General features: G+C 49.1%; 26 protein-coding genes and 2 pseudogenes. 26 read left to right on the top strand and 2 right to left on the bottom strand.

Translation table 11 applies throughout. The annotated features are described in order from the left end of the window. Window positions 1-87: 87 nt before the first annotated feature. Window positions 88-2,739 (top strand): excinuclease ABC subunit UvrA, encoded by a 2,652-nt coding sequence (locus tag ACQG1K_RS24135; protein WP_180257098.1) that lies wholly within the window; start codon window positions 88-90, stop codon window positions 2,737-2,739. 71 nt (window positions 2,740-2,810) lie between these two features. Here the strand turns inward: ACQG1K_RS24135 and ACQG1K_RS24130 are convergent. After that, window positions 2,811-3,110, bottom strand: a pseudogene (locus tag ACQG1K_RS24130) (IS66 family transposase); the annotation flags it as partial. A gap of 569 nt (window positions 3,111-3,679) precedes the next feature. Beyond that, on the bottom strand, window positions 3,680-4,813 hold the full coding sequence (locus ACQG1K_RS24125) for a glutathione-independent formaldehyde dehydrogenase (RefSeq protein WP_022651297.1): 1,134 nt from the start codon (window positions 4,811-4,813) through the stop codon (window positions 3,680-3,682). Between the two features lie 431 nt (window positions 4,814-5,244). Between ACQG1K_RS24125 and ACQG1K_RS24120 the strand changes: the two genes are divergently transcribed. The 25 genes and pseudogenes from ACQG1K_RS24120 (at window position 5,245) to ACQG1K_RS24000 (ending at window position 22,833) form a co-directional block, all read left to right on the top strand. Beyond that, complete coding sequence (locus ACQG1K_RS24120) at window positions 5,245-5,571, top strand: four-helix bundle copper-binding protein (RefSeq protein WP_022649401.1); 327 nt, start codon at window positions 5,245-5,247, stop codon at window positions 5,569-5,571. Window positions 5,572-6,018: 447 nt separating this feature from the next. Then, a pseudogene (locus ACQG1K_RS24115) lies at window positions 6,019-6,162 on the top strand (LysR family transcriptional regulator); the annotation flags it as partial. 61 nt (window positions 6,163-6,223) lie between these two features. Further along, window positions 6,224-7,374, top strand: a protein-coding gene (locus ACQG1K_RS24110; protein WP_087855188.1) for an IS3 family transposase whose coding sequence is annotated in 2 segments (ribosomal slippage) — window positions 6,224-6,482 and window positions 6,482-7,374 — 1,152 coding nt in all. Because the reading frame shifts where the segments join, the coding sequence is not laid out codon by codon here. 124 nt (window positions 7,375-7,498) lie between these two features. Next, complete coding sequence (locus tag ACQG1K_RS24105) at window positions 7,499-10,213, top strand: P-loop NTPase fold protein (protein ID WP_157843391.1); 2,715 nt, start codon at window positions 7,499-7,501, stop codon at window positions 10,211-10,213. Between the two features lie 204 nt (window positions 10,214-10,417). Further along, window positions 10,418-10,747, top strand: coding sequence for a hypothetical protein (locus ACQG1K_RS24100; RefSeq protein WP_000140246.1), 330 nt, complete (start codon window positions 10,418-10,420; stop codon window positions 10,745-10,747). 153 nt (window positions 10,748-10,900) lie between these two features. Beyond that, complete coding sequence (locus ACQG1K_RS24095; protein ID WP_223866369.1) at window positions 10,901-12,307, top strand: hypothetical protein; 1,407 nt, start codon at window positions 10,901-10,903, stop codon at window positions 12,305-12,307. Between the two features lie 181 nt (window positions 12,308-12,488). Continuing rightward, on the top strand, window positions 12,489-12,983 hold the full coding sequence (locus tag ACQG1K_RS24090; protein ID WP_015063025.1) for a hypothetical protein: 495 nt from the start codon (window positions 12,489-12,491) through the stop codon (window positions 12,981-12,983). Window positions 12,984-13,040: 57 nt separating this feature from the next. Beyond that, window positions 13,041-13,265: a hypothetical protein gene (locus ACQG1K_RS24085; RefSeq protein WP_022652360.1), complete on the top strand. Its 225-nt coding sequence runs from the start codon at window positions 13,041-13,043 to the stop codon at window positions 13,263-13,265. Window positions 13,266-13,403: 138 nt separating this feature from the next. Further along, the gene (locus tag ACQG1K_RS24080) at window positions 13,404-14,102 is read left to right on the top strand and encodes a hypothetical protein (RefSeq protein WP_022652359.1); all 699 of its coding nucleotides are present in this window, start codon (window positions 13,404-13,406) and stop codon (window positions 14,100-14,102) included. Next, a complete protein-coding gene (locus ACQG1K_RS24075) occupies window positions 14,099-14,407 on the top strand; it encodes a hypothetical protein (RefSeq protein ID WP_022652358.1) in 309 nt (102 codons plus the stop codon). The genes ACQG1K_RS24080 and ACQG1K_RS24075 overlap by 4 nt, the downstream gene beginning before the upstream one ends. 33 nt (window positions 14,408-14,440) lie before the next feature. Beyond that, entirely contained in the window at window positions 14,441-14,965 is a 525-nt protein-coding gene (locus ACQG1K_RS24070; RefSeq protein ID WP_022652357.1) for an HNH endonuclease, read from the top strand. A gap of 30 nt (window positions 14,966-14,995) precedes the next feature. Beyond that, window positions 14,996-15,604, top strand: coding sequence for a DUF6012 family protein (locus tag ACQG1K_RS24065; RefSeq protein WP_022652356.1), 609 nt, complete (start codon window positions 14,996-14,998; stop codon window positions 15,602-15,604). Between the two features lie 155 nt (window positions 15,605-15,759). Next, a complete protein-coding gene (locus ACQG1K_RS24060) occupies window positions 15,760-15,996 on the top strand; it encodes a hypothetical protein (RefSeq protein WP_022652355.1) in 237 nt (78 codons plus the stop codon). Window positions 15,997-16,029: 33 nt separating this feature from the next. Continuing rightward, a complete protein-coding gene (locus ACQG1K_RS24055; protein ID WP_022652354.1) occupies window positions 16,030-16,278 on the top strand; it encodes a hypothetical protein in 249 nt (82 codons plus the stop codon). An 84-nt stretch (window positions 16,279-16,362) separates the two neighbouring features. Beyond that, window positions 16,363-16,764 carry a hypothetical protein gene (locus ACQG1K_RS24050; protein WP_022652353.1) on the top strand — a complete coding sequence of 134 codons (402 nt, stop codon included), beginning with the start codon at window positions 16,363-16,365 and terminating at the stop codon, window positions 16,762-16,764. 184 nt (window positions 16,765-16,948) lie between these two features. After that, on the top strand, window positions 16,949-17,260 hold the full coding sequence (locus ACQG1K_RS24045; protein WP_022652352.1) for a DUF957 domain-containing protein: 312 nt from the start codon (window positions 16,949-16,951) through the stop codon (window positions 17,258-17,260). A 4-nt stretch (window positions 17,261-17,264) separates the two neighbouring features. Then, complete coding sequence (locus tag ACQG1K_RS24040) at window positions 17,265-17,756, top strand: DUF3085 domain-containing protein (protein ID WP_015063020.1); 492 nt, start codon at window positions 17,265-17,267, stop codon at window positions 17,754-17,756. A 569-nt stretch (window positions 17,757-18,325) separates the two neighbouring features. After that, window positions 18,326-18,529, top strand: a complete 204-nt coding sequence (locus ACQG1K_RS24035; RefSeq protein WP_022652350.1) for a hypothetical protein — start codon at window positions 18,326-18,328, stop codon at window positions 18,527-18,529. A 49-nt stretch (window positions 18,530-18,578) separates the two neighbouring features. After that, window positions 18,579-18,803, top strand: a complete 225-nt coding sequence (locus tag ACQG1K_RS24030; RefSeq protein ID WP_022652349.1) for a hypothetical protein — start codon at window positions 18,579-18,581, stop codon at window positions 18,801-18,803. 34 nt (window positions 18,804-18,837) lie between these two features. Next, entirely contained in the window at window positions 18,838-19,044 is a 207-nt protein-coding gene (locus ACQG1K_RS24025) for a hypothetical protein (protein ID WP_032610492.1), read from the top strand. Window positions 19,045-19,273: 229 nt separating this feature from the next. Beyond that, window positions 19,274-19,627, top strand: a complete 354-nt coding sequence (locus ACQG1K_RS24020) for a hypothetical protein (RefSeq protein WP_022652347.1) — start codon at window positions 19,274-19,276, stop codon at window positions 19,625-19,627. Window positions 19,628-19,637: 10 nt separating this feature from the next. Next, window positions 19,638-19,814, top strand: coding sequence for a hypothetical protein (locus ACQG1K_RS24015; RefSeq protein ID WP_162859439.1), 177 nt, complete (start codon window positions 19,638-19,640; stop codon window positions 19,812-19,814). Window positions 19,815-19,934: 120 nt separating this feature from the next. Beyond that, window positions 19,935-20,216, top strand: a complete 282-nt coding sequence (locus ACQG1K_RS24010; protein ID WP_022652345.1) for a hypothetical protein — start codon at window positions 19,935-19,937, stop codon at window positions 20,214-20,216. A 237-nt stretch (window positions 20,217-20,453) separates the two neighbouring features. Then, window positions 20,454-21,059 carry a hypothetical protein gene (locus ACQG1K_RS24005; RefSeq protein ID WP_015063019.1) on the top strand — a complete coding sequence of 202 codons (606 nt, stop codon included), beginning with the start codon at window positions 20,454-20,456 and terminating at the stop codon, window positions 21,057-21,059. A 433-nt stretch (window positions 21,060-21,492) separates the two neighbouring features. Then, the gene (locus ACQG1K_RS24000; protein WP_000589001.1) at window positions 21,493-22,833 is read left to right on the top strand and encodes an ISNCY family transposase; all 1,341 of its coding nucleotides are present in this window, start codon (window positions 21,493-21,495) and stop codon (window positions 22,831-22,833) included. The last annotated feature ends 256 nt before the right edge of the window (window positions 22,834-23,089 follow it).

The following is a 23,089-nucleotide window of genomic DNA, read 5'->3' as shown; positions in this document are numbered from 1 at the left end:
GCTTTCTGATCGAGCGGTCCGGCACACCAGATACCGTCACAAGAGGTGGCCTTATTAAGAGCGGACACACCTAGCACAGGAAATTCTATGGCAAAGAAACTTTTCGGTTATCATCCCATCCTGACTGACGACAACAATTCAGTTGTGATTCGCGGTGCTCGCGAGAACAACCTTAAAGAGGTGGATGTTTCCATTCCGCGCAACGCATTGGTTGTTTTTTCGGGTGTGTCAGGCTCGGGTAAGTCTTCACTGGCCTTTGGCACCATTTATGCTGAGGCGCAACGGCGCTACTTTGAATCGGTTGCCCCCTACGCTCGTCGCCTCATTGATCAGGTCGGGGTTCCGGATGTGGATGCCATTGACGGACTGCCGCCAGCCGTTGCGCTTCAGCAACAACGCGGTGCCAGTAACGCGCGCTCCTCTGTCGGCAGCGTGACCACCTTATCCAGTCTGGTGCGAATGATGTACTCACGGGCGGGCGCTTATCCTGCCGGACAACCGATGCTGTATGCCGAGGATTTTTCTCCCAACACGCCGCAGGGGGCATGCCCTTCTTGCCATGGTCTGGGCCATATCTATGAGGTAACTGAAACACTGATGGTGCCCGATCCCTCACTTAGTATCCGTGAAAAGGCTATTGCTTCCTGGCCCCCGGCCTGGCACGGACAGAATCTGCGGGATATTCTGGTGACGCTGGGGTATGACATCGACACTCCCTGGAAAAATCTGCCAGCGGAAGACCGTCAGTGGATCCTTTTTACCGAAGACACCCCCACTGTACCGGTTTTCCCGGGACTGAGTCCGGAAGATACGCGCGAAGCCGTCAGGAAAAAAATGACGCCGGGTTATATGGGGACCTTCACCGGGGCACGTCGTTATGTGCTACATACCTTCGCCAGCACGCAAAGCGCGTTGATGAGAAAACGAGTCTCCCGTTTTATGGAAGGCAAGCTGTGTCCGGTCTGTCACGGGAAAAGACTGAAGTCAGAATCATTGTCCGTCACCTTTGCCGGTGTGGACATTGGTGAATTTATGCAGATGCCCTTAGACCAGCTGGCGGAATTGCTCCTTCCAATCTCCCGGGGGGATTTCAGTGCCCACCACGCCGGCGCAGATGCCGACAGGGATATCACCCGTCGGGATCTGACAGAGCGTGCTGCATCCGGAAAAGCGGTCCATTCCGATAACGCCGATGTCTGCCGGACATCGGCGTTATCGGAAGAGAAACGACTGGCGGCACAACGGCTGATCGGTGGTGTCATGGCCCGGTTGTATCAGTTGCAGAAGCTGGGGCTGGGTTATCTTACGCTGGACAGAGCAACCCCAACTCTATCTGCAGGAGAGCTTCAGCGACTGCGTCTTGCCACGCAACTCAGTTCGATGCTGTTTGGTGTGGTCTATGTTCTTGATGAACCGTCTGCGGGTCTGCACCCCTCAGACAGTAAAGCGCTTTACGATGCGCTTGAGAACCTTCGTGATGCCGGCAACTCGGTGTTTGTCGTTGAACATGATCTTAACCTGATGCGACGGGCGCAATGGCTTGTTGATGTGGGACCGTCGGCTGGTGAACAGGGAGGACATGTTCTCTACAGTGGTATTCCTGAAGATCTGAAAGCCGTCACCCAATCTCGTACCGCGCGTTATTTATTTGATGAAGTCCGGCCACCACAATCTTTTGCCCGTATCCCATCCGGGTGGCTGAAACTGCAGGGGATCCATCGCCACAATCTTAAGTGGATCGATGTTGATATTCCTCTGGGTGTGCTGACAGCCGTGACGGGAGTCTCTGGCTCCGGTAAATCCAGTCTGATTGCCCAGGCCTTACCGGAACTGGTGCTTTCTTCACTTGGCGGTGAGCCAGAAGACGTGCTTTCCGAAGCCAGCGACGCTGAGGGGCCATCCGTAACGGAGAAAACGTACGGTACCCTGACCGGTGATACCGGACTGGTAAAGCGTCTGGTTCAGGTTGACCAGAAACCGATAGGCAGGACCCCCCGTTCAAACCTGGCGACATATACCGGGTTGTTTGATCCTGTTCGTAAGCTCTTTGCCGGAACGACTGACGCCAAACTCCATCATTACGATGCGGGTCAATTCTCTTTCAATGTGGCAAAAGGCCGCTGTGCAACCTGTGAAGGTGAAGGATTCGTCAGCGTGGAGCTGTTGTTTATGCCGAGCGTGTATGCACCGTGCCCGACCTGCCATGGCGCGCGGTATAACCGGGATACTCTCAGGATCTGCTGGCAGGACAAAAATATCGCGGAGGTCCTGCATATGACGGTGGATGAAGCCAGTCAGTTCTTTGCGACTGAAGAACCAGTGGCTCGTCCCCTCCGTCTGCTGAGTGAAATTGGTCTGGGCTACCTGCGTCTGGGACAACCAGCAACCGAGTTATCCGGAGGGGAGGCGCAAAGGATCAAGCTGGCAACCGAACTACAACGTAGCCAACGTGGCCACACGTTGTATATCCTAGATGAACCGACAACCGGCCTGCATGCTTCAGACGCCGACCGCCTCCTTGTGCAGCTGCAGCGGCTTGTTGATGCAGAAAATACGGTGATAATGATTGAACACGATATGCGGGCGGTTACTCAGGCAGACCAGGTTATCGACATCGGTCCTGGAGCGGGACATGAGGGAGGACGCCTGGTTGCCGCAGGAACTCCCGAACAGGTATCGCAGGTCAAAGAAAGCCGTACCGCACAGTATATTGCCAGGGAACTCTCACGGAACGGTTAAAAAGGGCTGTGTCGTCATTGCGTCAATGGCGGCACATTCCCGGCGTGTTCTGTATCAGTAATCTCCCGCAGGTATAATTTCAGCGCATCCCACTGGTTCAGCGCGTACGCGAACGCCTTCGACAGCTCCGAGTGCCGTGACAGCGTTTTCTGCTTTTCACGCAGCCAGCCCTCCAGCGCGGTCAGCAGCGGTACCGCTTTTTCCTGCCGAATGGCCAGCCGTTCCGCCGCGCTTTTGCCCCGGATGCCCGCCTCGATGCCATACAGCTCGCCGATACGGCACAGCGCTTCGGTCGTGGTGTCAGAGGGCGTCCGCACGTGCACGTCCGCCTGCAACACCCCGCTGAACCCCGCAAGATGCGACTGCGGATGTGTAACGCTGGCGTGATAGAAATTTTAAGTCAGTCATCAGGTGTCCACCTAATTAGGGGTCAGTTTGGATATCGAAAATTATTGTACGTCAAGGTTATTTTTTGACCTCTCTACTTTAGCGGGCCTCAGCCGACGAAACTTATCGGAAGCCGGTACCGGCCAGTCTGACTGAAGATGGAAGCAAAATTAATGCTGTGGGCTACCATACCTTCTTTAACAGGTGATTTGTGAACTGCAACTTCTCGGAACGGGAGTTTGCGCAAGGACCGGAAGTCCGCTTTTCGCTCATAGCGGACCGTTCCTGCGCACATGTCTGCTATGTGGTAGAGGCAGACAATACTTACAGCACAGGGCGTTAATAAATACGGAACAGATCAACCGCAGATGCCTCCTCCTGAATGTATTAATTTTGCTATCTCGTCGGCAAAATCAGGGAACAAGTCTGGATATGGAAGCGCCTGGCAGCTGAAAGTATGAATAATAACGCCCTGACAGGATATTTTATTGCACCCTGTCAAAAGTCATACATTCTTTCCCGGTTTTTGCTTTCTCATACCGGATAACTCTATTTAAGGCTTAAGGATAACCTTCGTCCATCCTTCATCCCGCTCATCGAAGTGCTTATATCCGGCAGGAGCCTCTTCAAGCGAAAGACGATGAGAAATTATTTTGCCCGGACTGGCTTTATCGTGATGGATGAGGCGAGACAGCTGACGGTTATAGGCCTTAACGTTCGCCTGGCCGGTACGGATTGCCTGTCCTTTAAACCAGAAACTCCCAAAATCAAATGGCATCTTACCCTCTCTGGCAAGCTCCGATTCAGCCCCCGGATCCTGAGGAATAAAGACGCCAACCACACCAATTCCCCCGGTTGCTTTCGTCGACGCAACAAGACTGTTCATGGTAACAGAGTTATCTTCATGGCCATGTTTGTTACAGCACTGATAGCCAACACATTCGCAGCCACAATCCGTACCGCGTCCATCCGTCAGGTCGAGAATTTTTTGTACAGCTTCATCGCCAGTAGCATTGATGCCCGTCGCCCCCATTTTTTCAGCCAGAGCCAACCGGTCTGTGTGCGTATCAACCACAAACACCTGTGAAGCACCTTTAATGATCGCCGAATGAGCTGCCATCAAACCGACCGGCCCCGCGCCATAAATGGCCACGCTTTCACCAGGCTTCAATCCGGCAAGTTCTGTTGCATGCCAGCCGGTAGGAAAAATGTCAGAGAGCATCACATAATCATCTTCTTTTTCTGCCGCATCAGGGGGAAGAACAAGGCAGTTAAAGTCGGCAAATGGCACCCGAAGAAGTTCCGCCTGACCTCCCTCCCAGGGACCCATTTCAGCAAAACCATAAGCTGCGCCTGCCGTACCCGGATTGGTAGTGAGACAAAAGCCGGTCAGACCTTTTTCACAGTTTTCGCAAAAACCACATCCCACGTTAAACGGCAGACAAACATAGTCGCCCACCTTAATACGTTCAACGCCTGAGCCAATTTCGACCACTTCACCCAGGTTTTCGTGACCCAGAATCCGTCCCTGTTCAAAGCTGGTCCGGCCCTCATACATGTGCAAGTCCGACCCACAAATGTTGGTGGTGGTGATGCGGACGAGTACATCCGTGGGGCGGACAATTTTCGCATCCGGTACGTCTTTTACTTTTACATCATAAGGACCGTTGTAAATTACTGCTTTCATGATCTTCTCCTTCTTGCGTGCGGAAAGGAAATGCTGCCCCGCGGATTGGGGTATCAATCGAGTTTAGCTGCCATAACAGATCTCGCGATCGGCGAAAGGACGATTAGGATGTTTCTTAACTAAGTGCATTGAAGTCTGTAAGACAGGTACTTACCGATGAAGGCTGCCTGGAAAACGTAAAAACATCACACGTTAATCCGGTTTTTTTAAGCAGGCAAGGGATTACGGACAGCTTTGAGCGAGAAGCGGATAAAGTAAATCTATCTCATTTCTGCATTGTGCCAGAAGTAGACATAGGTGAATTAGGTAACCCTAGAGATGCACTTTGAATCAATGATATGAAATGCTGAAAAGGTAATTAACTAATTCAAAATTTGAATAATCAGTTATCTCTTCCATGCTTAATACGTAACCTTAGCTAAGGAGAAATTATGTTAGACGAATACAAAAAATGCATCGAAGCCTGTTATCTATGTGCAACGGCATGTGATAACTGTGCGGCTTCGTGTCTCGACGAAGAGAATCTGGAGATGATGCGCGAGTGCATAAAACTGGATATGCAGTGTGCAAATATCTGCCGTCTTGCAGCTCAATTCATGACACTAAATAGCGGGTCTGCCCAGGATCTTTGCCGTCTTTGCGCTGATGTTTGTCAGAAGTGCGGTGACGAGTGTGGAAAGCATGAACATGACCATTGTCAGGATTGCTCAAGCGCTTGTCATCACTGCGCCGAACAATGCAGAAAGATGGCCGCCTGAGAAAAACTCAAATTACCAAACCCGCTTCGGCGGGGTTTTATATTCCCGGTAATAAGTCGTAGAAGGATGAGATAGATGAGTTTAAGAGTACGGGCGGGAAATAGATCTACTCGAAAGTACTAGCCTCAATGACAAATTCTGGCACAGATTATTTGATTGGCTCAATGTCCGTTTTCGCTGACAGCGGACTGCACCCCGCCGGGGTGACCGCTTCGTGCCAGAATTGGACGTTTCCAAAATCTGCATGCACTAATCGGTGGAGAGCAGATCTCACTGCATAGCCATGCAGACGCGCAGAAATCATCAGGGGCGTTTGAAAGGTGCCGGAAACAGGCGGGAGGCCGCAGAAACGTGCTGAGGGCGCCTGCGGCGGTGCGCCCAAGGGTTGTTATGTTTAATATGGCAGAACTTTCCTGTCGCTATCATTTTGACGCCCGCTATTCGCTCATAGATATGCCTGTCGCGTTTGCGGCTTTACTTGTTATACCCAACCTGCCTGATTTTTATCGCCAGCATCCCGGAATTGAAATTATCCTGAGCAGCTCAGACCGCCGACGGAATATGCTGCATGATGGCCTGGACTGCATACTGATCTTACCCACGAATAGTGGACACACGACTAAGTGAGTAAACTCTTAACCAGAGGTGACTCATGACAAAACCAGCATCAACCAGTAAGAAGCCCCGCAAACAGTACACGCCTGAATTCCGCAACGAAGCCCTGAAGCTTGCGGAACGTATCGGTGTTGCTGCCGCTGCCCGGGAACTCAGCCTGTACGAATCCCAGCTCTACGCATGGCGCAGTAAGATTAACAATGCCCGCAGCTCTTCCGAACGTGAGCAGGAAATGTCCGTTGAAATTGCCCGTCTTAAGCGCCAACTGGCGGAACAGGCAGAGGAGCTGGCCATTCTCCAAAAGGCCGCGACATACTTCGCGAAGCGCCTGAAATGAAGTATGTCTTTATTGAAAAACATCGGGCTGAGTTCAGCGTCAAAGCCATATGCCGGGTACTGCGGGTCGCCCGTAGCGGCTGGTATGCGTGGCGTCTGCGTCGTCAGCAGATAACACCACGTCAGCAGTTCCGGCTCGTCTGTGATACTGCTGTCCGTCAGGCATTCACTGAGGCAAAACAGCGTTATGGTGCGCCTCGTCTCGCTGACGAACTGCCTGAGTACAACGTCAAAACCATTGCCGCCAGCCTGCGGCGTCAGGGGCTTCGCGCAAAAGCGGCCCGGAAGTTCAGCCCGGTCCGATACCGCGAACATGGCCTGCCGGTGTCTGAAAATCTGCTGAAACAGGATTTTTACGCGAGTGGCCCGAATCAGAAGTGGGCGGGTGACATCACGTACTTGCGCACGGACGAAGGCTGGTTGTACCTGGCGGTGGTCATTGACCTGTGGTCCCGTGCTGTCATCGGCTGGTCGATGTCGTCGCGGATGACAGCGCAGCTGGCCTGCGATGCGCTACAGATGGCACTCTGGCGACGTAAGCGCCCGGAAAATGTCATCGTGCATACGGACAGAGGCGGGCAGTACTGTTCGGCAGACTATCTGGCGTTACTGAAGCGGCATAATCTGCACGGTAGCATGAGTGCCAAAGGATGTTGTTACGACAATGCCTGCGCGGAAAGCTTCTTCCACTCGCTGAAGGTGGAATGTATCCACGGGGAACGCCTTATCAGCCGGGAAATCATGCGGATGACGGTGTTTAATTATATCGAGTGTGATTACAATCGGTGGCGCCGACACAGTGCCTGTGGCGGACTCAGTCCCGAACAATTTGAAAACCAGAACCTCGCTTAGGGCCGTGTCCACATTACGTGGGTAGGATCACAAGGAGTCATTATTAGGGTGGCTTTTTTATGTTGAGGTGGCCGCGTTTCTTTCTCCTGCCATTATGGTCGCAGGACTGGCATGCCTGCAGAACATGGAATGGTACAGAAAGAAAGGGTATTCGAGTATTGGTGATTTGTTCAAACGCAACAGTACTGACAGGATTGAAGAGACTTGGCTAGTTAATAAGGAGGTCGGAGCTATTGAGCTGGCTGAAGCTCTGCAGGGATTTACCTCCAAAGAGGTCATTTCCCATGGAGATCGCTTCATCCTTATCATTGATAATCTGGACCGAATCAGTGCAGACAAAGTGAAAGAGCTCTGGAGTGATATGGAGCTTATTGCCGGAGCCACTCATGAACACTTCAGGATAGTGGTGCCCTATTCGGCAAGACAGGTTTCAGCCTCACTTTCTGTGGCGGGTTTCAGCGGGCGTGAGTTTATTGCAAAGCGGATTCCTGTAAGTTTTCAGGTTCCTCCTCTTATTTCGGCAGGATGGCAGGAAGCGTTAAGGCAGTACTGGAAAGAAACAGTAAATGAGGATGCAGGGATAGCGTGCCGGGAAGCAACGGTGTTGCTTGAGCGCTGGAAACCCTCTGAGTATCCTCGTATCACACCGCGATTAATGAAGAAGTTTGTTAATGATATTCATATTCTGAACCTTACCGTTCCTGCAACAGAAGATCATCGCCATATTCTTATTGCTCTCTACTTACTGGTGGTCAGATACGGGGAGCGAGATATTAAAGTATTACTTCGCGATCCCAAAGCTAGTCAGACCGAACCCGGTATTGCTCCGGATGATTTTGACGAGATGCTCTCGCTAACTTATCAACAAATATCCCGAATTTTTAATAACGATACAGAAAGATGGAGCGAATTTCTGATGAGCATCCACTATCAGTCCACGGTGGAGCTTGCCAGGAGCGAGTTGCTTGATACGCCTCTTAAAGACGCGATTGGTGCTATAAATATCCCACGGCTTGAAGAACTGACGGCCTTGTGGGGTTTCGCTGAAGCATGGCAGCGAGTGGCACCACATATTCAGATGCGAGACTGGCTGGTTTCTTATAGCCGGATGGATGAGAAGTGTCAGGCTCTCGCCGAACCGCAACTCAAAGTCGCAGTGCAAATGCTGAATCAGAGTTATGCTGTTTCACTCAGAGAAAAGAATGATGAAGGTTTCGTATTGAGTCTGCAGAAACTGATGGCTGACGGGCGGATAAGCCTAGAGCCTTTCGTCGAAAGGCAAATATCGTTTATTGTGAGTAAACTTGATGAAATTCAGGATTCAGAAAAATTGGAGGCTGAATCCACGCAGACGTTGCTGCAGGAAGCTGATTCATACTCTGTTCTGGCCGGTGAATCACTACTGAATAAAATGGAGAATTTTGTAGATGGCGTATTTTATGTGGAATACCTTGTCAATAATGAAGAGACCTTGTCAAACCTGAAAATTGGCACACTAGATATCGGAAATCACGGTCGGGAGGAGATGTTACGCTATGGAGCTGAGCAACCTCAGATAGACCTTTTTAATCCGGGAATTATCCGGCATATCAATATTGCATCGAAGGCGGTACAGAACGTAATTGGAAAGAATGATGGTACAGGTGGGGCTCAGGTTAGCTCTGCAATAATGACGCTTAAAAATCGTCAGGTTGTTGAGGACGTTATCCATTTCAGAAAAATTGTTCTGAGCCCGGACTGGAATAATAATGTTTTAAATCAATATTATCTTAATAATACGGCGACGAGGAATCTCTTCCCTGCGGAATTTGCTGCACAGGCTGTTGCTCACATGGTGCTCCATGGTAACTATGCCGGTATCGAGTCGTACAGTGAACATATTGGTGAGGAACGGTTTGACCTGGCTTTGGCTGCATATCTTCGTTATCTACGTACTGCCGAGAGTATCTTTATAGCACTTAAGGATAAAAATGTTCTGCCGTACATCAAAAATGCTGTTGGCAGGATTGTTGATTTAGGTCTTCTGGTGAATATACCTGTCCTGAGCTTTGTTAAAGGTCAGTATGACGTCATCAAAGAAGCTACAAATGCAACCTCTCTTTTAATATTTGTGCGAGAGCGTCAAAAAGCACTGTCAGAGAAAATAATTGAGTCTGATGTGAATGCTATGGGTCCAGTATTTCTCCATGACGTATATCAGTCAGGTGAGCAGTTTGATATTTTGAAGAAAAAGCTGAACGCCCTGGCATGTGGAGTATTTAGTTCTTCTGAAAGGCTTATTGAGTGTTTTACGGTTCTTCCTGTGAACATGCGCTTTATCCTTGAACAAATGCAACTTCAGGGGCAGCATATCCGGATGGAAGGTAGTGTGGGTATCTTTGCATCATGGTTCCGTGATGCAGAGCCAGACGTTGTCACAAATGCCGAGAACATTCATTTCCTGTGGTCTTGCCTCGACGATACCCAGAGAGAGACTGTACTTGATGAGTTGCACGATGTCTTACTTGAAAGACATATTCGTATTGACAGCCGTATTGCGATTATTACCCGTTTTCATAATGAGTTGTCGTTTATTGAACCTGAGAAGGCCGTTGAACGCAGGGCTATTGCGGCGCTGTTTAGCGCTTCTGTTGATAATGTATTATTGTCTCAATGGCTTGACCGTCAGACGTTTTCATTTTCATCATGGTCTCCGGAGGACGCCCGTACGGCAACGAGTTGTATAATGAATAACTCGGAGATTTTTCCTCTCATCTGCAGGAATTCACAGTATATTAAAAACAGAATGTTACCAGAGAAAGCGGACGTTACAGAAGATAGTGATACGTTTCCGGACTGAGTTCGTTCTTTAAATCCTATACCTGAAGACCACAGCGGTGGTCTTTGGGAGTTTTTTTATTGCCTGATATACATTAAGCATGTTATATCTTGCTAAGAAATAATCATTCAGGGATTAATCATAACTACTGAAGTTATGTTGTGTTCTTTTCTTTTAAAAATAAATTATTCAGATTTATTTTCTATTGATTTAATGAGGTAGGGAATGACAGAAAGTGCTTTGCTTTTGCGAGAGGCATTTAATGAATCGGTTAACTATATGACATGGTCTTTTTATTCACTGATAACTGCTTACGTTTCGATGGCTTTTTATGATAGAGTTGAGGTTAAGACCCGAATAAATAATTATCTGAATAAGTTACTTTTCGTGATTGCTATGTCCGTTTTTATCCCAAATATGTACTTTGTTTCAATGGTGTTCAGTCAGAAGTTAGGCACCGCAGCTGGCGTTGCGTCATTCATTATTGGGCTACTTTTCATGATGTTAAACTCGGCGCCTGTAATTACTGGTATCGTACAGCAGCGCAAAGATTGAGTTTTATGAGTATAGTCAGTTGGGTTTTCATCTGTTTTATCAGACTTAGAAAAATGAAATCTTTCAATTCATTGATTTTAAACGCAAAAAAATTTCTAAATGATCAGAATTATAGGGTGCTCCTTATGCTGCGCCGTCGGCATTGACCACTCGATGGAAACCTTACTCCGCACTGATCCTGAGAAGTACGGCTACCAGGCTGGTCTAAACCGCCTTCAGCGTTTCCTGACCAAAATCCAGTACGACTGGAGCCTTCGGGATTATATCGGCCGCAAAGTGTTTGAGGGCGGGTATGTGCGTCTTCAGCCCAATGTTTTCTCGTCGTCCCTGACCGAACGACTGTTCCATATCTGTTGCAGCCTCGATTACGTGGAGGCCCAGCGGGCCGCAGCGGTGCGGGAAAAGTTACTTTCTGGCGAGGTCGAAGATACGGCGCATAACCGCCGCATGGCGGAGCCGCAGTTTCGACTGGTGCAGGAAGCCAACGTGCTGCATATCGACTTTCTCTGGTCACTGCATTGCTTTAACCCGCGACCATTTCGCGCCATCGAACTTTACCGCCAGGTGTGGGAAGGGGGGGCACTGGATCTGCTCGACGATGAGCCAGCTATGCAACCCGTACCCCGCACGCCGATGCCAGCACCACGCTGGATGAAGTTGCCGGAAGGCCGTATCGGGACGTCATTTGACGGGCTGTCTGATCCGTCTGCCGAAATGGCCTATTTTGACGGTCGGGAGGATGACCGTGCTTCCCGCAGCCTGCTGAGCAGCGGGGAAAGCCTGAACATCGTTGCATTCGAAGAAGAGGATGAGCTGACGGTCGATGAAGACACTGCGTCCTGGATTATCTGGCATGAATATGACGGATTACGCCAGCGTGTGTCTGACGGTGAGTTTACCCCCGTGGCGGCGGCACAGTACCTGCTTAGATACGGCGCCGTCCGAATTTCCCGGGGGAAAGGTGCGGTGTACCACCGCCTCGCTCAACGCGGGCAGGCCTTTTCACGTCTTGGCATTAACGACCAGACGCCGCTGCCGTCCCTGCTCGTCAGCCACCGTTTCAAGATCCTGACCGACTGCGATTACCGCCTGCTCGTTGCCCGTAAACTGCGGGGGCAGCGGCAGAAACTGCGCTTCTGGTGCTGTGTTGCGGCCTGTGTGGCGCTGCACACCCACAACCGAACGCCTCTTGGGGCATGGATCACGACGCAACTGGAGAACGAACGCCAGCAACATCTGGCCCGGACGGGTGACGAACTGAAAGCCGGTCTGCTCGACGCTGTACTGACTCTCTGTAACCTGCGGATTAAGCCTCAATCAATGCAACCGGAGGAACGGTTGTATTACCGGGCTGTCAGAAAACGCTTTCTGACGACGTTAGCCAGGTGTATTTCCCAGGAGTACGACGAAACCTTACGGGAGGTTATTTGGGCGCTGAGGATGCTGTCCGGTCCCCAGTCTTCGAAAAAGACGGGATTCCGGCATGTGGATGATTGCCGGGAGAGTACTGCGGCACTGTTAAGGCCTCTGCTGAATCGTCTGGTCCGCCTGCTGGCGTGAGGCAATTAGCACAATCAGACAGACCTAAAAAAGCGTGAAAATAGCCCCGTTAACGGAAAAATAGATGAAATGTGTGTGGTGTAATGCTCGCAGGGGTGAAGTCCGTTACGGTGCGGGTTTGAAAAGTAACTTTTTTCATCAGACTAACAACATCCATTTTAAAACTATTAGGGACTGATATATGACCGATAAAGAGGATAAAAAAAGGAACTTAAGGAAGATAAGGGGCATTTCAATCAACTGGGAATTTAATAAGCCCACTGGTAAGGAACACCTGCTATTAATTATTGCCATAGTGGCATGTATTTTCCCTAGTCAGATTTTTTTCAATTCCTCTCTATGGAGCGGCTTCCTGTATTTAATTTGTGTTGCGGGTAGTTATGCATACCTGGCTATACCTCATTTTAAACATCGTAAGGAAATCTGGAAGGGATGGCTTGACCAGTCGCTGAAAGAGTACCAGCCGCTTGATCTGCAAGCTTGGGAGGTTTTTAAGGCCCGCGTTAGTGAGGAAGGCATGACTTATGTTGCTTTTGAATCATGGATGAATACTGAGGCTAGTGCTTTATATAAAGAACCCAAACAAGAATGGTCATTTGTCGACAAAACACCGGTCGGAGAAAATGATCAGTCAGAACCTGTTCAACAGATTTCAGTAAGTAATAAAAAAGAATAGATAATTTTAATCGAAAACCGTCCTGAAAACAGGGCTAATTATCCAGAGGATTGCACTATGACTATTCAAGAAAAAAATACCGTTTTCATTTTTAATGCCTGCCACGCTGACAAGGCCACTGCCTCCAGCGCCAATGCACTTTACAGCCTGGAAGTTGAATATCCGATGACCCTGAATGATTTGTCATTGCTGTGTGAGTCTGTCGCGAAAGCGTTGGATGCACCTGGTTGCGTGAAATATGAAATTACGACCGAGCCGGTAGTGGAAGCGGATGAAGATTAATTCGGGGTGTGTACACCACGTTTTCAGGAAGGGATGTAGAGTCCCGCGACCGTGTAACGACTGTCGTTTCCAGGGATGGGCGAATAAAGATGGATAGGCTTCTCAATGTGTGAACCATGTGTGAAAGGAGAAACCACAGTGAAGACACGTGGAATGCTTTTTAAAGATGAAATGGTCAGGGCAATTCTGGCAAACCAGAAAACACAGACGCGGCGGATTATAGAGCCTCAGTACAGTTCACCTGAATGGTCGGTAAGGCCTGCGCAAACACCGCGACATCGTGGGCATACGCATGACTGGTGGCTTCCAACAGGAACTCAGCCAAATTCGGCGCTTCGCGCCTGTCCGTACGGTGTAGTTGGCGACCGTATTACTGTACGTGAAGCGTTTTCCTTGCTCGGGAATGAAGATGCGTGCGCGGTGGACTGGAATGACAACATTGTGATGGACAGATCTGAAGCAGCCCGCATTTACCGTGCGAGCTGTGAACAGCGTTCGGGGGATTATGGGCTGTGGTCGATCCCTGATGAGGCCGACTGGAAGCCCCGTACAGAAAATATGAAGTTCGAAGGTGCGTGGACACCTTCTATCCATATGCCTCGCTGGGCCAGCCGTATAGTACTGGAAATCACCGATTTGCGAGTAGAGCGGTTAAACAGCATCAGCGAAGAGGATGCGAAAGCTGAAGGAGCCCCAACCGAATGTTGTGTTATTGGCGATAAGCATTTTCTTGGCTTCCGCAGCCTTTGGAAAGACACCTATGGAGAAGACAGTTGGCAGGCCAACCCGTGGGTGTGGGTAATCAATTTTGAGCGCATTGCTGGGGAAGTCGCATGAATAATGAGGTGAGTTCGCTGGGTACGGAAAAACCCGAAGGTCCTTTTGTTCTTCTGACGTTAGTCGGTGATGGTTTTATCTTCGATGAGCGGCACGAGATTATCAGGATAAATGGAAGACCAAAGCAGGTCGGAGTAAAGCGAAATTATTTTGAATCTGATCTGGGGGAAGGGAAGGCGAAATACTGGACAGTGGATATTAATGAGGCCCATGTATTCCCCACTCTGGATGCCGCGACCGAACAGCTATGTAAATTAAGCCGACCACACCTGATTAAAATCCGAAAACTAATTCAGGAAATTTAATAAAAAACCGTCTTAATATGGTTGGGAGGTCCGGTGAAAGTTCTAAATAACAAAGGCTCAGTAATCGAATTACCCAATTTTTCAGAACTCCTCCCGAAGGTTAAATCTGATGATGGGCGATTTTCAAAGCCCAAAAATAAAATATCCAAAGAGCAACGAGCCGAACTGCGTTTGAAATTTGGTGGTCGGTGTGCCTATTGCGGCTGTACTCTGCCGGAAAAAGGCTGGCATGCCGATCATGTTGAACCGGTGAGGCGGGATTTTGAAATGGTCAGAGCCCCCGCTGGAAGTCGAGTGACACACCAGGCTCGAAGTACCGGTAAGGTCATGCATCCTGAACTGCATGCAATCGAAAATCTTTTTCCGGCTTGCGCCCCCTGCAATCTCTTTAAAGGTGCATTGAGTGTTGAAGGAATGCGGAAAGAAATAAGCCGCCAGGTAGAACGCGCCAGGGCATACAGCGTCAACTTCAGGACCGCAGAGCGATTTGGATTAATTGAAGTCACGGAGAAGCCGATTGTCTTCTGGTTCGAAATGTATCAAGCGACACCGAAATAATTGAAACCATAATAAACGAGGATAATGACGATGTTTTTACACCTGGTACCTAAAATCCTGCATCCGATGGGAAATCTCTGCACGCTGGATTCCGTGAGCGTCACGGAACTGTCGCTTCACCTGACAGGAAATGACCTGGTTGCGATGCGCCCTTATCCGAACAAGCAATACCTGGTGGGTATGCTGAAGGGTCGCAAGGCATTGAATGGATTTCTGGTCAAAATTCCCCGAGCGTTAGAAGAGTTTACGATGGTCTCCGTCTGGAATATTGAAGGATACGGCAAAATAACGCACACCCTGAAGACCTTTGTCGAAGATACGGAATATGACCTGGTTTCCCATGACGTGCTGCTGGCGCAAGGGAGCTACCGGGCACAGGCGTCTGAAGAGTATCGTGTTCACCCTGTCTATAAAAACATTGCGCCGGTACACATCGAACCGAAGATGGAGTCCCTGCTGTCGACCGAACCCAATTTAGAGAACGATGTCTGTGAAACCTATTCGTGGGGGATGCTGGTGCGTACGCGGGAAGAGGGGTTTAAGGCAATGACGATGCCATCAGCCCGTCTCAGGGAGTCTGAGGCACTGCGGGGGGATCGCCAGCCACAACCGGAGCAGGCCATTGTTATTAGCGGGTGAGTGGCGATCAGCCTGATGTCGTTGCACAGGCTGACAGACTCTCAATGGATATACCGGGGAAGTTGATTTTCCAACCTGTAGGTTATTCGGTTCGTACCCCGATTCGGTATAATTAGTTAAATCATAGTTAGTTTATTATGTGTAAGGACATAAACATGGATGAATATCTGGCGCTGGACAAGGCACTCATCGAAGTTCTAACCCCGGTTCCTAAGCCGTTCGCGACATTATTTGCCGGAGAAATCAAAGCAGAGTGTCACAGGATTGCCGCTAGGGAAAGCAATCCGCAACCATTGCGGATTCTTGACCGCCGTTTGCAATCGCTAATTAAGGACGGTCGCATTTCTTATACAACCGGAAAAGGTTGGCTTAAATGTGGTGGCACCGTATAACGGTATTTTCAATACAAAAAATTGGAAAGAATCATGACCAGCAATCGCTCCCGTGAAATAAAAACACCGCCTGTGCATATTATTGCGGATTACGTTCTTCGCTTCATGAAGAACAATAAAGAAGCAAAATTGTACGAAGCAATGAGCCGTCTTGAAAGTAAAATCAAACTCTTTGTTGCTGACGGCCATGATGAGCAGCATATCCGGACACAGTTAAATCAGGCCACACAATGTCATACCAAAGAAACACTGAAACGGGCCTGTGAACGGATTTGTATTTAACCTCATGTTATACATTCTGCGAGTGGTAGGCTGGCCTTTGACATCGTAGCCAGATTCTACCACTGAAAGAGGGACGCAATTTTAATGAAATTTATCCTGTTGTTTTTCATTTTAGTCATTCTGATCTGGGGGTTTACAGGTCTGGCTTTTAAAGAAGCCATTATATTTACGTCCGTCGGACTGAGCATTTCGGTTGTGGCTTTGTCTGCTCTCCTTGTGGTAGTTCTGACATTTGTAATGGCTGCAATGTATGCAACTCAGGAACTGGGTGCGCTGGGAAAAATGATTATCGCTCAGGTTGTACTGACCGGATTATGGAACCTGGCTTTTTCTATTATCCCGGACGGAAAGTTACTTTCTTTTTTCGGCGTAAATATCTGGCAATCCGGCTCATACCTGGTTTACTTCATGGCAGTGTTGATAGCTGTTTTCGCGACGTTCGTCGCGTTCCAGAAGCAGCAGTATTTTTTACCTGATGCACCATAAGCCTTCCGATATGGAAGGTTTTTTCCTTCAGTGCTGAGTTTATTTATAGCGGGTCTGTCTTTACACCTTTTTAAACTAAATTCTGTCCTATCTAATTTATCTATTTTTTTTTTTTTGCTCTTTGGGTTATTAGCCGGGAGAGTCGGTTTGTTATATTGGGTTTACACCAACCGAGGGCAAAAAAATGCAGATTAATAAAGTCATGTCTTTTCTTGATATTCTTTCTAGCTGGCTTGAAGACAATATTAATATGGAGTCTGAGCTGGTCTTCGATAATGATGTAGACAATACCACCTCAGAAGCCCTGTATCCCGCAGTGGAAAAAGCTAACGCGGTATTGAGCAAACTTGCATCTCTGTCGTCTGATACGATTCAGGCGACGCGTCAGCGTTTACAGGACGCTGTCGAAGGCAATGGGGAGGTTTCTCCTGCTGACGTCAAAGAGCTGCTCTTGGCAACCAAGCATTTGATGCTAGCGCCGGATTGCGGAGAATAATCAGATGAGCAGATTAACATTCGAGATTTCAGGGGTAAAAAAACTGCTTAAAGAAATCCAGTCAGCGGATCAATTCCTTGCAACCGTTGATCAGCTTTTTGAGCCAACAAATTATCCGGGGGGGGTGCCTCTTAACGAAGCTGGTAAGACGGAAAAAGAAGCTTGCCTGGCAGGGGAAGTTTTCTGGCCATCGCCAAAGCATATGGTTCAGACCCGTCTGACCCCTCAGATTACTCTGGTAAAAGGCCATGGCGTCTGTCTGATTACCAATGCTTCTCTGGATGGAAGTCCTGTCTCCCGAGATACAGCTATCTATGCCCGTGGAATGAATCCGTCGCTTGATGAAGATTGGAATTATGAGTCTGATCAGATTATGGGAGGAGATGATAGTACAGTTACAGTACCGCTTGAGTGGTTTGAACTCGCAATCGAAAAGAAACTTAAGGCTTTTAGTCTCAAAGTATCCCCTACAAAAATAACGCTGGTGAATGGATAAACGAGTCACAGGCTGTATCGGTCTAACATGGTCTGTCCCTGATCTTTCAGCCAGCCGAACAGACCCACCTTAAAAGGAGTATTATGGCTGACACAAAGCGACCTATTTCCCCGCTTACACAGGCCCAAATCTATGTGTTGCATCGTCTGGCAAGCGGAACGCAGTATGAGATCTGCGGTGAATTTCGTCGGGCCCGGGAATGCCGGATGTATAGGGGGGCATCGGATGATGTGCGATGCCGTAGCACCCCGGTCCTCTTTCGGCTTGGGTTGGTTGAGCTGGCCAATCCGTCCCAGCGGCCTTTACCGGGAAGTTATTATCAGGTCAAGCTGAGCGCCACTGGGAGTGATCTCCTGAGGTCCATCGAACGCGACTAAATTTTTCAATTGGAACCGTTTTTCTCTCTGATATCAGGACGGGATGACCACAGGTACCTCGAAAAGAACCTCGCCATTGCCAACCCTGAGGCGCTATTTTTTTCTGGTCAAAATAGGCCCGTTAGCGAAAAAAAAACGGTATCTGATGTGGTGTAATGCTGTTGTCATTTCACCCCAGAAGGATAGCTACTGATGAAATTGTTTTATAGCAAACCAGTTCGCTTTATCGTCATTATCTGTGTATTTCTCCTCGGCGTTGATAACTTGAGCGATATGTTCGCCGATGTTTCCCGATCTGTATTCTACGGCGGTCTCGCTGCTCTCCTTGCAATTGCCGTCGTCATTGCCCGAGTTGGTTACACCAAAAATGCGGACAAGGCCAGCCAGGCGCAGTAACTTTTACTCAGCCACCTTTCGGTGGCTTTTTTTTCATAAGGACTGACTCATGCACAACATTGAAATTTCTACCGTCGCCATTTTCAGCGCCCAGTTTAAAAACATCGAAGACGCCGAGAATGCCGGGGCCCTATATTCAGTCGACATCGAATATCCGATGACGCTGAATGACCTGTCGCTGCTGTGTGAATCCGTAGCAAAAGCCGTTGGTGTCCCTAATGGAGTAAAGTACCAGTTTGTCACTCAGCCGCAACCGGAAGAAAGTGATTATTAACGCTTATGGCGACTGGCTGAACAGGAGAAGAACATTGCCCCATGTTGATCACACCCGGACGCTCCGGGTCCAGCTGTACGATGCCAGCCGCTTTCATGATGGCGCGACGGCGGAACAAGCTGGCGAACTGCATACTGTCGCATTCAGTAAACCCGCGATTACCGATGATATTCAGAAAATTGTGGATACCACTGCCGAGGTGCTCGGTAGACGCTACAGCGTTAACGTATTCTCAAACTGAGCGCCGGAGAAGGAGGTGTCCAGGTGACCTCCTTCTACCTTTTTTTAAATCAAAGACCGTCAAATTTAATTCCCCTGTCAGACGTCATCGGCACACTTAAAATAAAACCCGTCCTTTTCCCGGTTGCCATTTTCACTTTTCAGATATTCGTCAAAATATTTCACCACGGGTTATTTGGGCCAGAGGCCGTATTGATATAATGAGTTCACATTTCTGAAAGGAGTTTTAGATGAATAAGTCTCTGGTCAGCTTTGCGGAATTATCCGGCGATGCTATTAATCTTGCGCGACAGTCGGTTATCGAGATGGAAATGACCGCTGCCCGGGAAAAGATTGGAAAGGCTCGTTCGTTATTCCGCTCAGGTATTCATCGTGCTGTTAATGGCTATCCGCTGATTCAGTCGGCGGCTAACCAGATGAGCGTCATTAAACGACTCCAGAGCGACACAGAATATCTCGATGCCTGTATTACTGAGAATCTTTGTATGTTCTCGACAGAGGGTTATCTGTACCTGTTTATGCAACGCCGCTTCATTAATGAACCCGTGTCTGAAGGCCGGGAACTGAACAATATTTCCATTTAAAGGTGACATTATGAAACCATTTGGACTTGCCGGAAAACCGCAGCCTGAGCCCTGTGGCTGCTGCTGGTACTACCCGGAGGATTGCCGTTATGCTGCTGCGAAACCGCTTTACCGCCGCAGCCAGCGTAAGGCTGAGCGTCAGCGTCAGCGTGCGACTATTACCCGCACACTGGCCGAATCACGATAGCCGTAAGGACTGCTCATGCCTGGGCTGACAGTACCCTGTTACCTGGCGGCATTATCCGCTGTGAGTGATTATGATTAAATACGTCACCACGTCGACTTCCCCGATATCACCGGAGCAAAGATGAAACTCAGTCAGTTGGAGGCGGGGATGACCGTTTGGTCACTCTTCCGAACCAAAATGGGCAATACCACCATTAAGACAGTAACTCTTCATTCTGTCGTTATTCAGGAGGTTTACGATAACCACGTTATCGCCAGCTGGAACCGCAATGCGCCGCGTCGGTTCGGGGAAACGGCGATAAGTAGCTGGAAAAAAGATAAGCCGCTACTCATCCGCGACCGTTCCGGAAGTGCCCGTTTGGCGACGCGGGAAGAAAAATCCCGAATATTGGAATCAAAATAGCGCCCGTCCATCTTATCGGTTTGGCCCGTTCCGTTCTCAGCGTATTCCGGTGATGGCAGTTTCCCCCCCCCACTTAACTGTAGGGAAACAAAACAGCTCATTGCATCCCACCTTCCTGCTGTCATTTCCCTCTTTAATCCCGTTTTTTTCGAGCCCTTAACCCGCAAACTAGCTCCCGTTCACCGGGTATGATCAGCGTGTCTGTGACCATTAATTTTCAGAGTGAGGAGAGGGTACATGAACCAAACTGAATCGGACCCGTCCGGATATACCGCAACAACGGTCGATGAAGAACGCATGGCCATCAGGGAACTGATCGGCGAAGTGGTCGGCCGCTACCGTAGACAGGTACCGCCTGATCGCGTCCAGAAAGCTACTTTTGAGGTGAATGGCGGGCTGCTCATGGGGCTTTTGCTTGCTCTGCTGATGCTGGTATGTATTATCCAGCGTGTGGCAACTGGCGACCGACTGATGAGCTTTACCGGAGAGCCTGACGTCCGGGATATTCAGTTTACCCTGATGCTGGTCATGGAGCTCGCACTTGGCATTGTTGTCTGGTTCCTGATTGCGACGGGGGACTATTCGCGTCCCTGGCTCTATCGTCTTACTCCGGCAAAACCCGTCTGGCTTTTTGATGAAGTGGAGGACTCCGATTTGGTGCTGCTTTCCAGCAATCCCTTTATCAAACGCTGGCTTCACGAGGAACTAACGAAAATCAGGCGACTGACGTATACCCGCCTCGATGAGAAACTGGAGAAAATCGCCCATTACCCGGATAGCCTAATGCACAGTTGTGTTCGTGCTCACCGTTTGTCACTGATCGCGGGTTCGAAGACTGACTGATTACAGTCGGAAAGAAGCGGGGGACCGGACGGGCTGGCGGCGTTGAGTGTAGAGATTTGCATCCGTCTGTTTCGTCAGCGATTACGTCAGCCGTCCGCTGTTACGGCCTGCGAGGCAGCAAAACCTGAAATACTTACTTATTAAATATTTAGGCGGTCGACCTGTTCGTTTGAAGGGGGCTGGGTGGTATAATGGCTTCGGTGCTGGAGGCTTTTGCCCCAGCCAGCAGAATCACTGTTTGACTGTGGTAAAAAGCAGAAAGCCCCGAGTAATTTTTTCAAATTAACCCGAGGCCCCTGATGCTAGTCACATTAAAGGTTAGCCTCTTACCTGCAAAAATGCAAGGAGAAGAAGCCATGTGTTAACACCAAGCTGTAATGTCCCCTTTGAACCATTCTAAAATGTCCCCAGACAATTCTCTGGGGGATTTTTCATGATCAAAGAGACTGTTACGATGAGTCATAAGGAACTCGACCGACTTCACATTATTCAGGAGTCACTTAATCGCCATATTACTCAGGAACAAGCTGCGGCACGCATTGGCATTTCTATTCGGCAGGTTAAACGTCTGGTGCAACGGTATAGAAATGAAGGGCCTTCTGGTCTAGTTTCCCGCCGACGTGGAAAGCGTCCCAATAATTCCTTTTCTACCGAATTCAGAGCAACAGTAATTTCACTCCTCAAAGGCCGCTACGCTGATTTTGGACCTACGCTTGCGTGCGAAAAATTGCGCGAGATACACGGCTTGTGTTTATCCATTGAAACTCTCAGGAAGTGGATGGTAGAGGAGGGCATATGGCGCGAACGTCGTCGTAAGTTTGCCCGAATTTATCAGCGCCGGATGCGGCGCCCATCCTACGGTGAACTCATCCAGATTGATGGCTCGCCTCATGACTGGTTTGAAGGTCGGGGCCCCAAATGCACACTGATAGTCTTTATCGATGATGCTACCAGCGCTCTGATGGCGCTACGATTCGCTCCTGCAGAAACAACCCGGGCTTACATGGAAACCCTCCGGGGTTACCTTAATGATCATGGCGTACCACTGGCTCTCTATTCTGACAGACACAGTATATTCAGAGTAAATAACCCGGAGCGGGAAGGAGAGTTGACTCAGTTCACACGTGCGATAAAGACACTGGGCATCGAGCCAATCCATGCCAACAGCCCGCAGGCAAAAGGGCGGGTAGAGCGTGCCAATCAGACACTGCAGGACAGGCTGGTCAAAGAAATGCGGCTTCAGGGTATCAGTGATATTGAAACAGCAAACGCATGGTTGCCGACCTTTATTGAAGCCTATAACAACCGGTTTGCTACGCCGCCTCGTATTGCTGATAACGCCCATCTTGATGTACACCATTCTGAAGAGGAACTGGGTTATATCTTCAGCCTCCAGGCGAAGCGCGTTCTCTCCAAAAATCTCACTTTCCAGTACAAAAGCAGTGCGTTTCAGATTCGCAGTGAAGGCCGGGGATATCGACTTCGGCATTCGGTTGTCACGGTATGCGAAAGCTTTAACGGTGAAATTAAGGTTCTGTATGATGGGAAAGCGTTGGGATGGGAAAAATATGTTGATGGCCCGGAGCCTATACCACTGGATGATGAAAAAAGTGTCCATGAACGTGTGGATAATGCCCGTTTTGATTTACGCTCAAAATTCTACGTAAAACCTAAAGCTGACCATCCTTGGCTCACGCGCCGCACGCAAAGTAATCAGCAAGTGAAGCCCCCTAAATTACCCAGAAAGAAGGCTGATCCCGATAAAATGGACTGAAACCAGGCGTTATTCAGTTGAGTGCATATCCAGTCATAGGATAGATTCTTACGTAGCGTTTCTGGCGTGCATTTTCGGGTGGTTTGTTACTGTTTTTAACGGGGACACGTCAGAAACGCGCTCAGGCCGTCTGAGCGGTACGCGTAATGCGGCGTTATGGTAAATAGCCTATGCTAATGTCCGCTAAGAGCGAGATATAGTCATTCGCACCCTGAGAATTACACTTTAAGTGATTCAGGGTATGCGCTTACTGGTT

Source organism: Enterobacter cloacae complex sp. 402C9 (genome assembly GCF_050030745.1).
Taxonomy (GTDB): domain Bacteria; phylum Pseudomonadota; class Gammaproteobacteria; order Enterobacterales; family Enterobacteriaceae; genus Enterobacter; species Enterobacter intestinihominis.
Note: the sequence above shows the minus strand (reverse complement) of the source record. Positions and strands in the feature narration are given on the sequence as shown.

Coding starts and splice junctions, on each gene's coding strand:
- ACQG1K_RS24105 (WP_157843391.1), top strand. CDS start 7,499: ATGGAATGGTACAGAAAGAAAGGGTATTCGAGTATTGGTGATTTGTTC.
- ACQG1K_RS24135 (WP_180257098.1), top strand. CDS start 88: ATGGCAAAGAAACTTTTCGGTTATCATCCCATCCTGACTGACGACAAC.
- ACQG1K_RS24040 (WP_015063020.1), top strand. CDS start 17,265: ATGAGCAGATTAACATTCGAGATTTCAGGGGTAAAAAAACTGCTTAAA.
- ACQG1K_RS24010 (WP_022652345.1), top strand. CDS start 19,935: ATGAAACTCAGTCAGTTGGAGGCGGGGATGACCGTTTGGTCACTCTTC.
- ACQG1K_RS24035 (WP_022652350.1), top strand. CDS start 18,326: ATGAAATTGTTTTATAGCAAACCAGTTCGCTTTATCGTCATTATCTGT.
- ACQG1K_RS24075 (WP_022652358.1), top strand. CDS start 14,099: ATGAATAATGAGGTGAGTTCGCTGGGTACGGAAAAACCCGAAGGTCCT.
- ACQG1K_RS24060 (WP_022652355.1), top strand. CDS start 15,760: ATGGATGAATATCTGGCGCTGGACAAGGCACTCATCGAAGTTCTAACC.
- ACQG1K_RS24055 (WP_022652354.1), top strand. CDS start 16,030: ATGACCAGCAATCGCTCCCGTGAAATAAAAACACCGCCTGTGCATATT.
- ACQG1K_RS24030 (WP_022652349.1), top strand. CDS start 18,579: ATGCACAACATTGAAATTTCTACCGTCGCCATTTTCAGCGCCCAGTTT.
- ACQG1K_RS24050 (WP_022652353.1), top strand. CDS start 16,363: ATGAAATTTATCCTGTTGTTTTTCATTTTAGTCATTCTGATCTGGGGG.
- ACQG1K_RS24015 (WP_162859439.1), top strand. CDS start 19,638: ATGAAACCATTTGGACTTGCCGGAAAACCGCAGCCTGAGCCCTGTGGC.
- ACQG1K_RS24120 (WP_022649401.1), top strand. CDS start 5,245: ATGTTAGACGAATACAAAAAATGCATCGAAGCCTGTTATCTATGTGCA.
- ACQG1K_RS24090 (WP_015063025.1), top strand. CDS start 12,489: ATGACCGATAAAGAGGATAAAAAAAGGAACTTAAGGAAGATAAGGGGC.
- ACQG1K_RS24125 (WP_022651297.1), bottom strand. CDS start 4,813: ATGAAAGCAGTAATTTACAACGGTCCTTATGATGTAAAAGTAAAAGAC.
- ACQG1K_RS24100 (WP_000140246.1), top strand. CDS start 10,418: ATGACAGAAAGTGCTTTGCTTTTGCGAGAGGCATTTAATGAATCGGTT.
- ACQG1K_RS24005 (WP_015063019.1), top strand. CDS start 20,454: ATGAACCAAACTGAATCGGACCCGTCCGGATATACCGCAACAACGGTC.
- ACQG1K_RS24045 (WP_022652352.1), top strand. CDS start 16,949: ATGCAGATTAATAAAGTCATGTCTTTTCTTGATATTCTTTCTAGCTGG.
- ACQG1K_RS24000 (WP_000589001.1), top strand. CDS start 21,493: ATGATCAAAGAGACTGTTACGATGAGTCATAAGGAACTCGACCGACTT.
- ACQG1K_RS24095 (WP_223866369.1), top strand. CDS start 10,901: ATGGAAACCTTACTCCGCACTGATCCTGAGAAGTACGGCTACCAGGCT.
- ACQG1K_RS24085 (WP_022652360.1), top strand. CDS start 13,041: ATGACTATTCAAGAAAAAAATACCGTTTTCATTTTTAATGCCTGCCAC.
- ACQG1K_RS24020 (WP_022652347.1), top strand. CDS start 19,274: ATGAATAAGTCTCTGGTCAGCTTTGCGGAATTATCCGGCGATGCTATT.
- ACQG1K_RS24065 (WP_022652356.1), top strand. CDS start 14,996: ATGTTTTTACACCTGGTACCTAAAATCCTGCATCCGATGGGAAATCTC.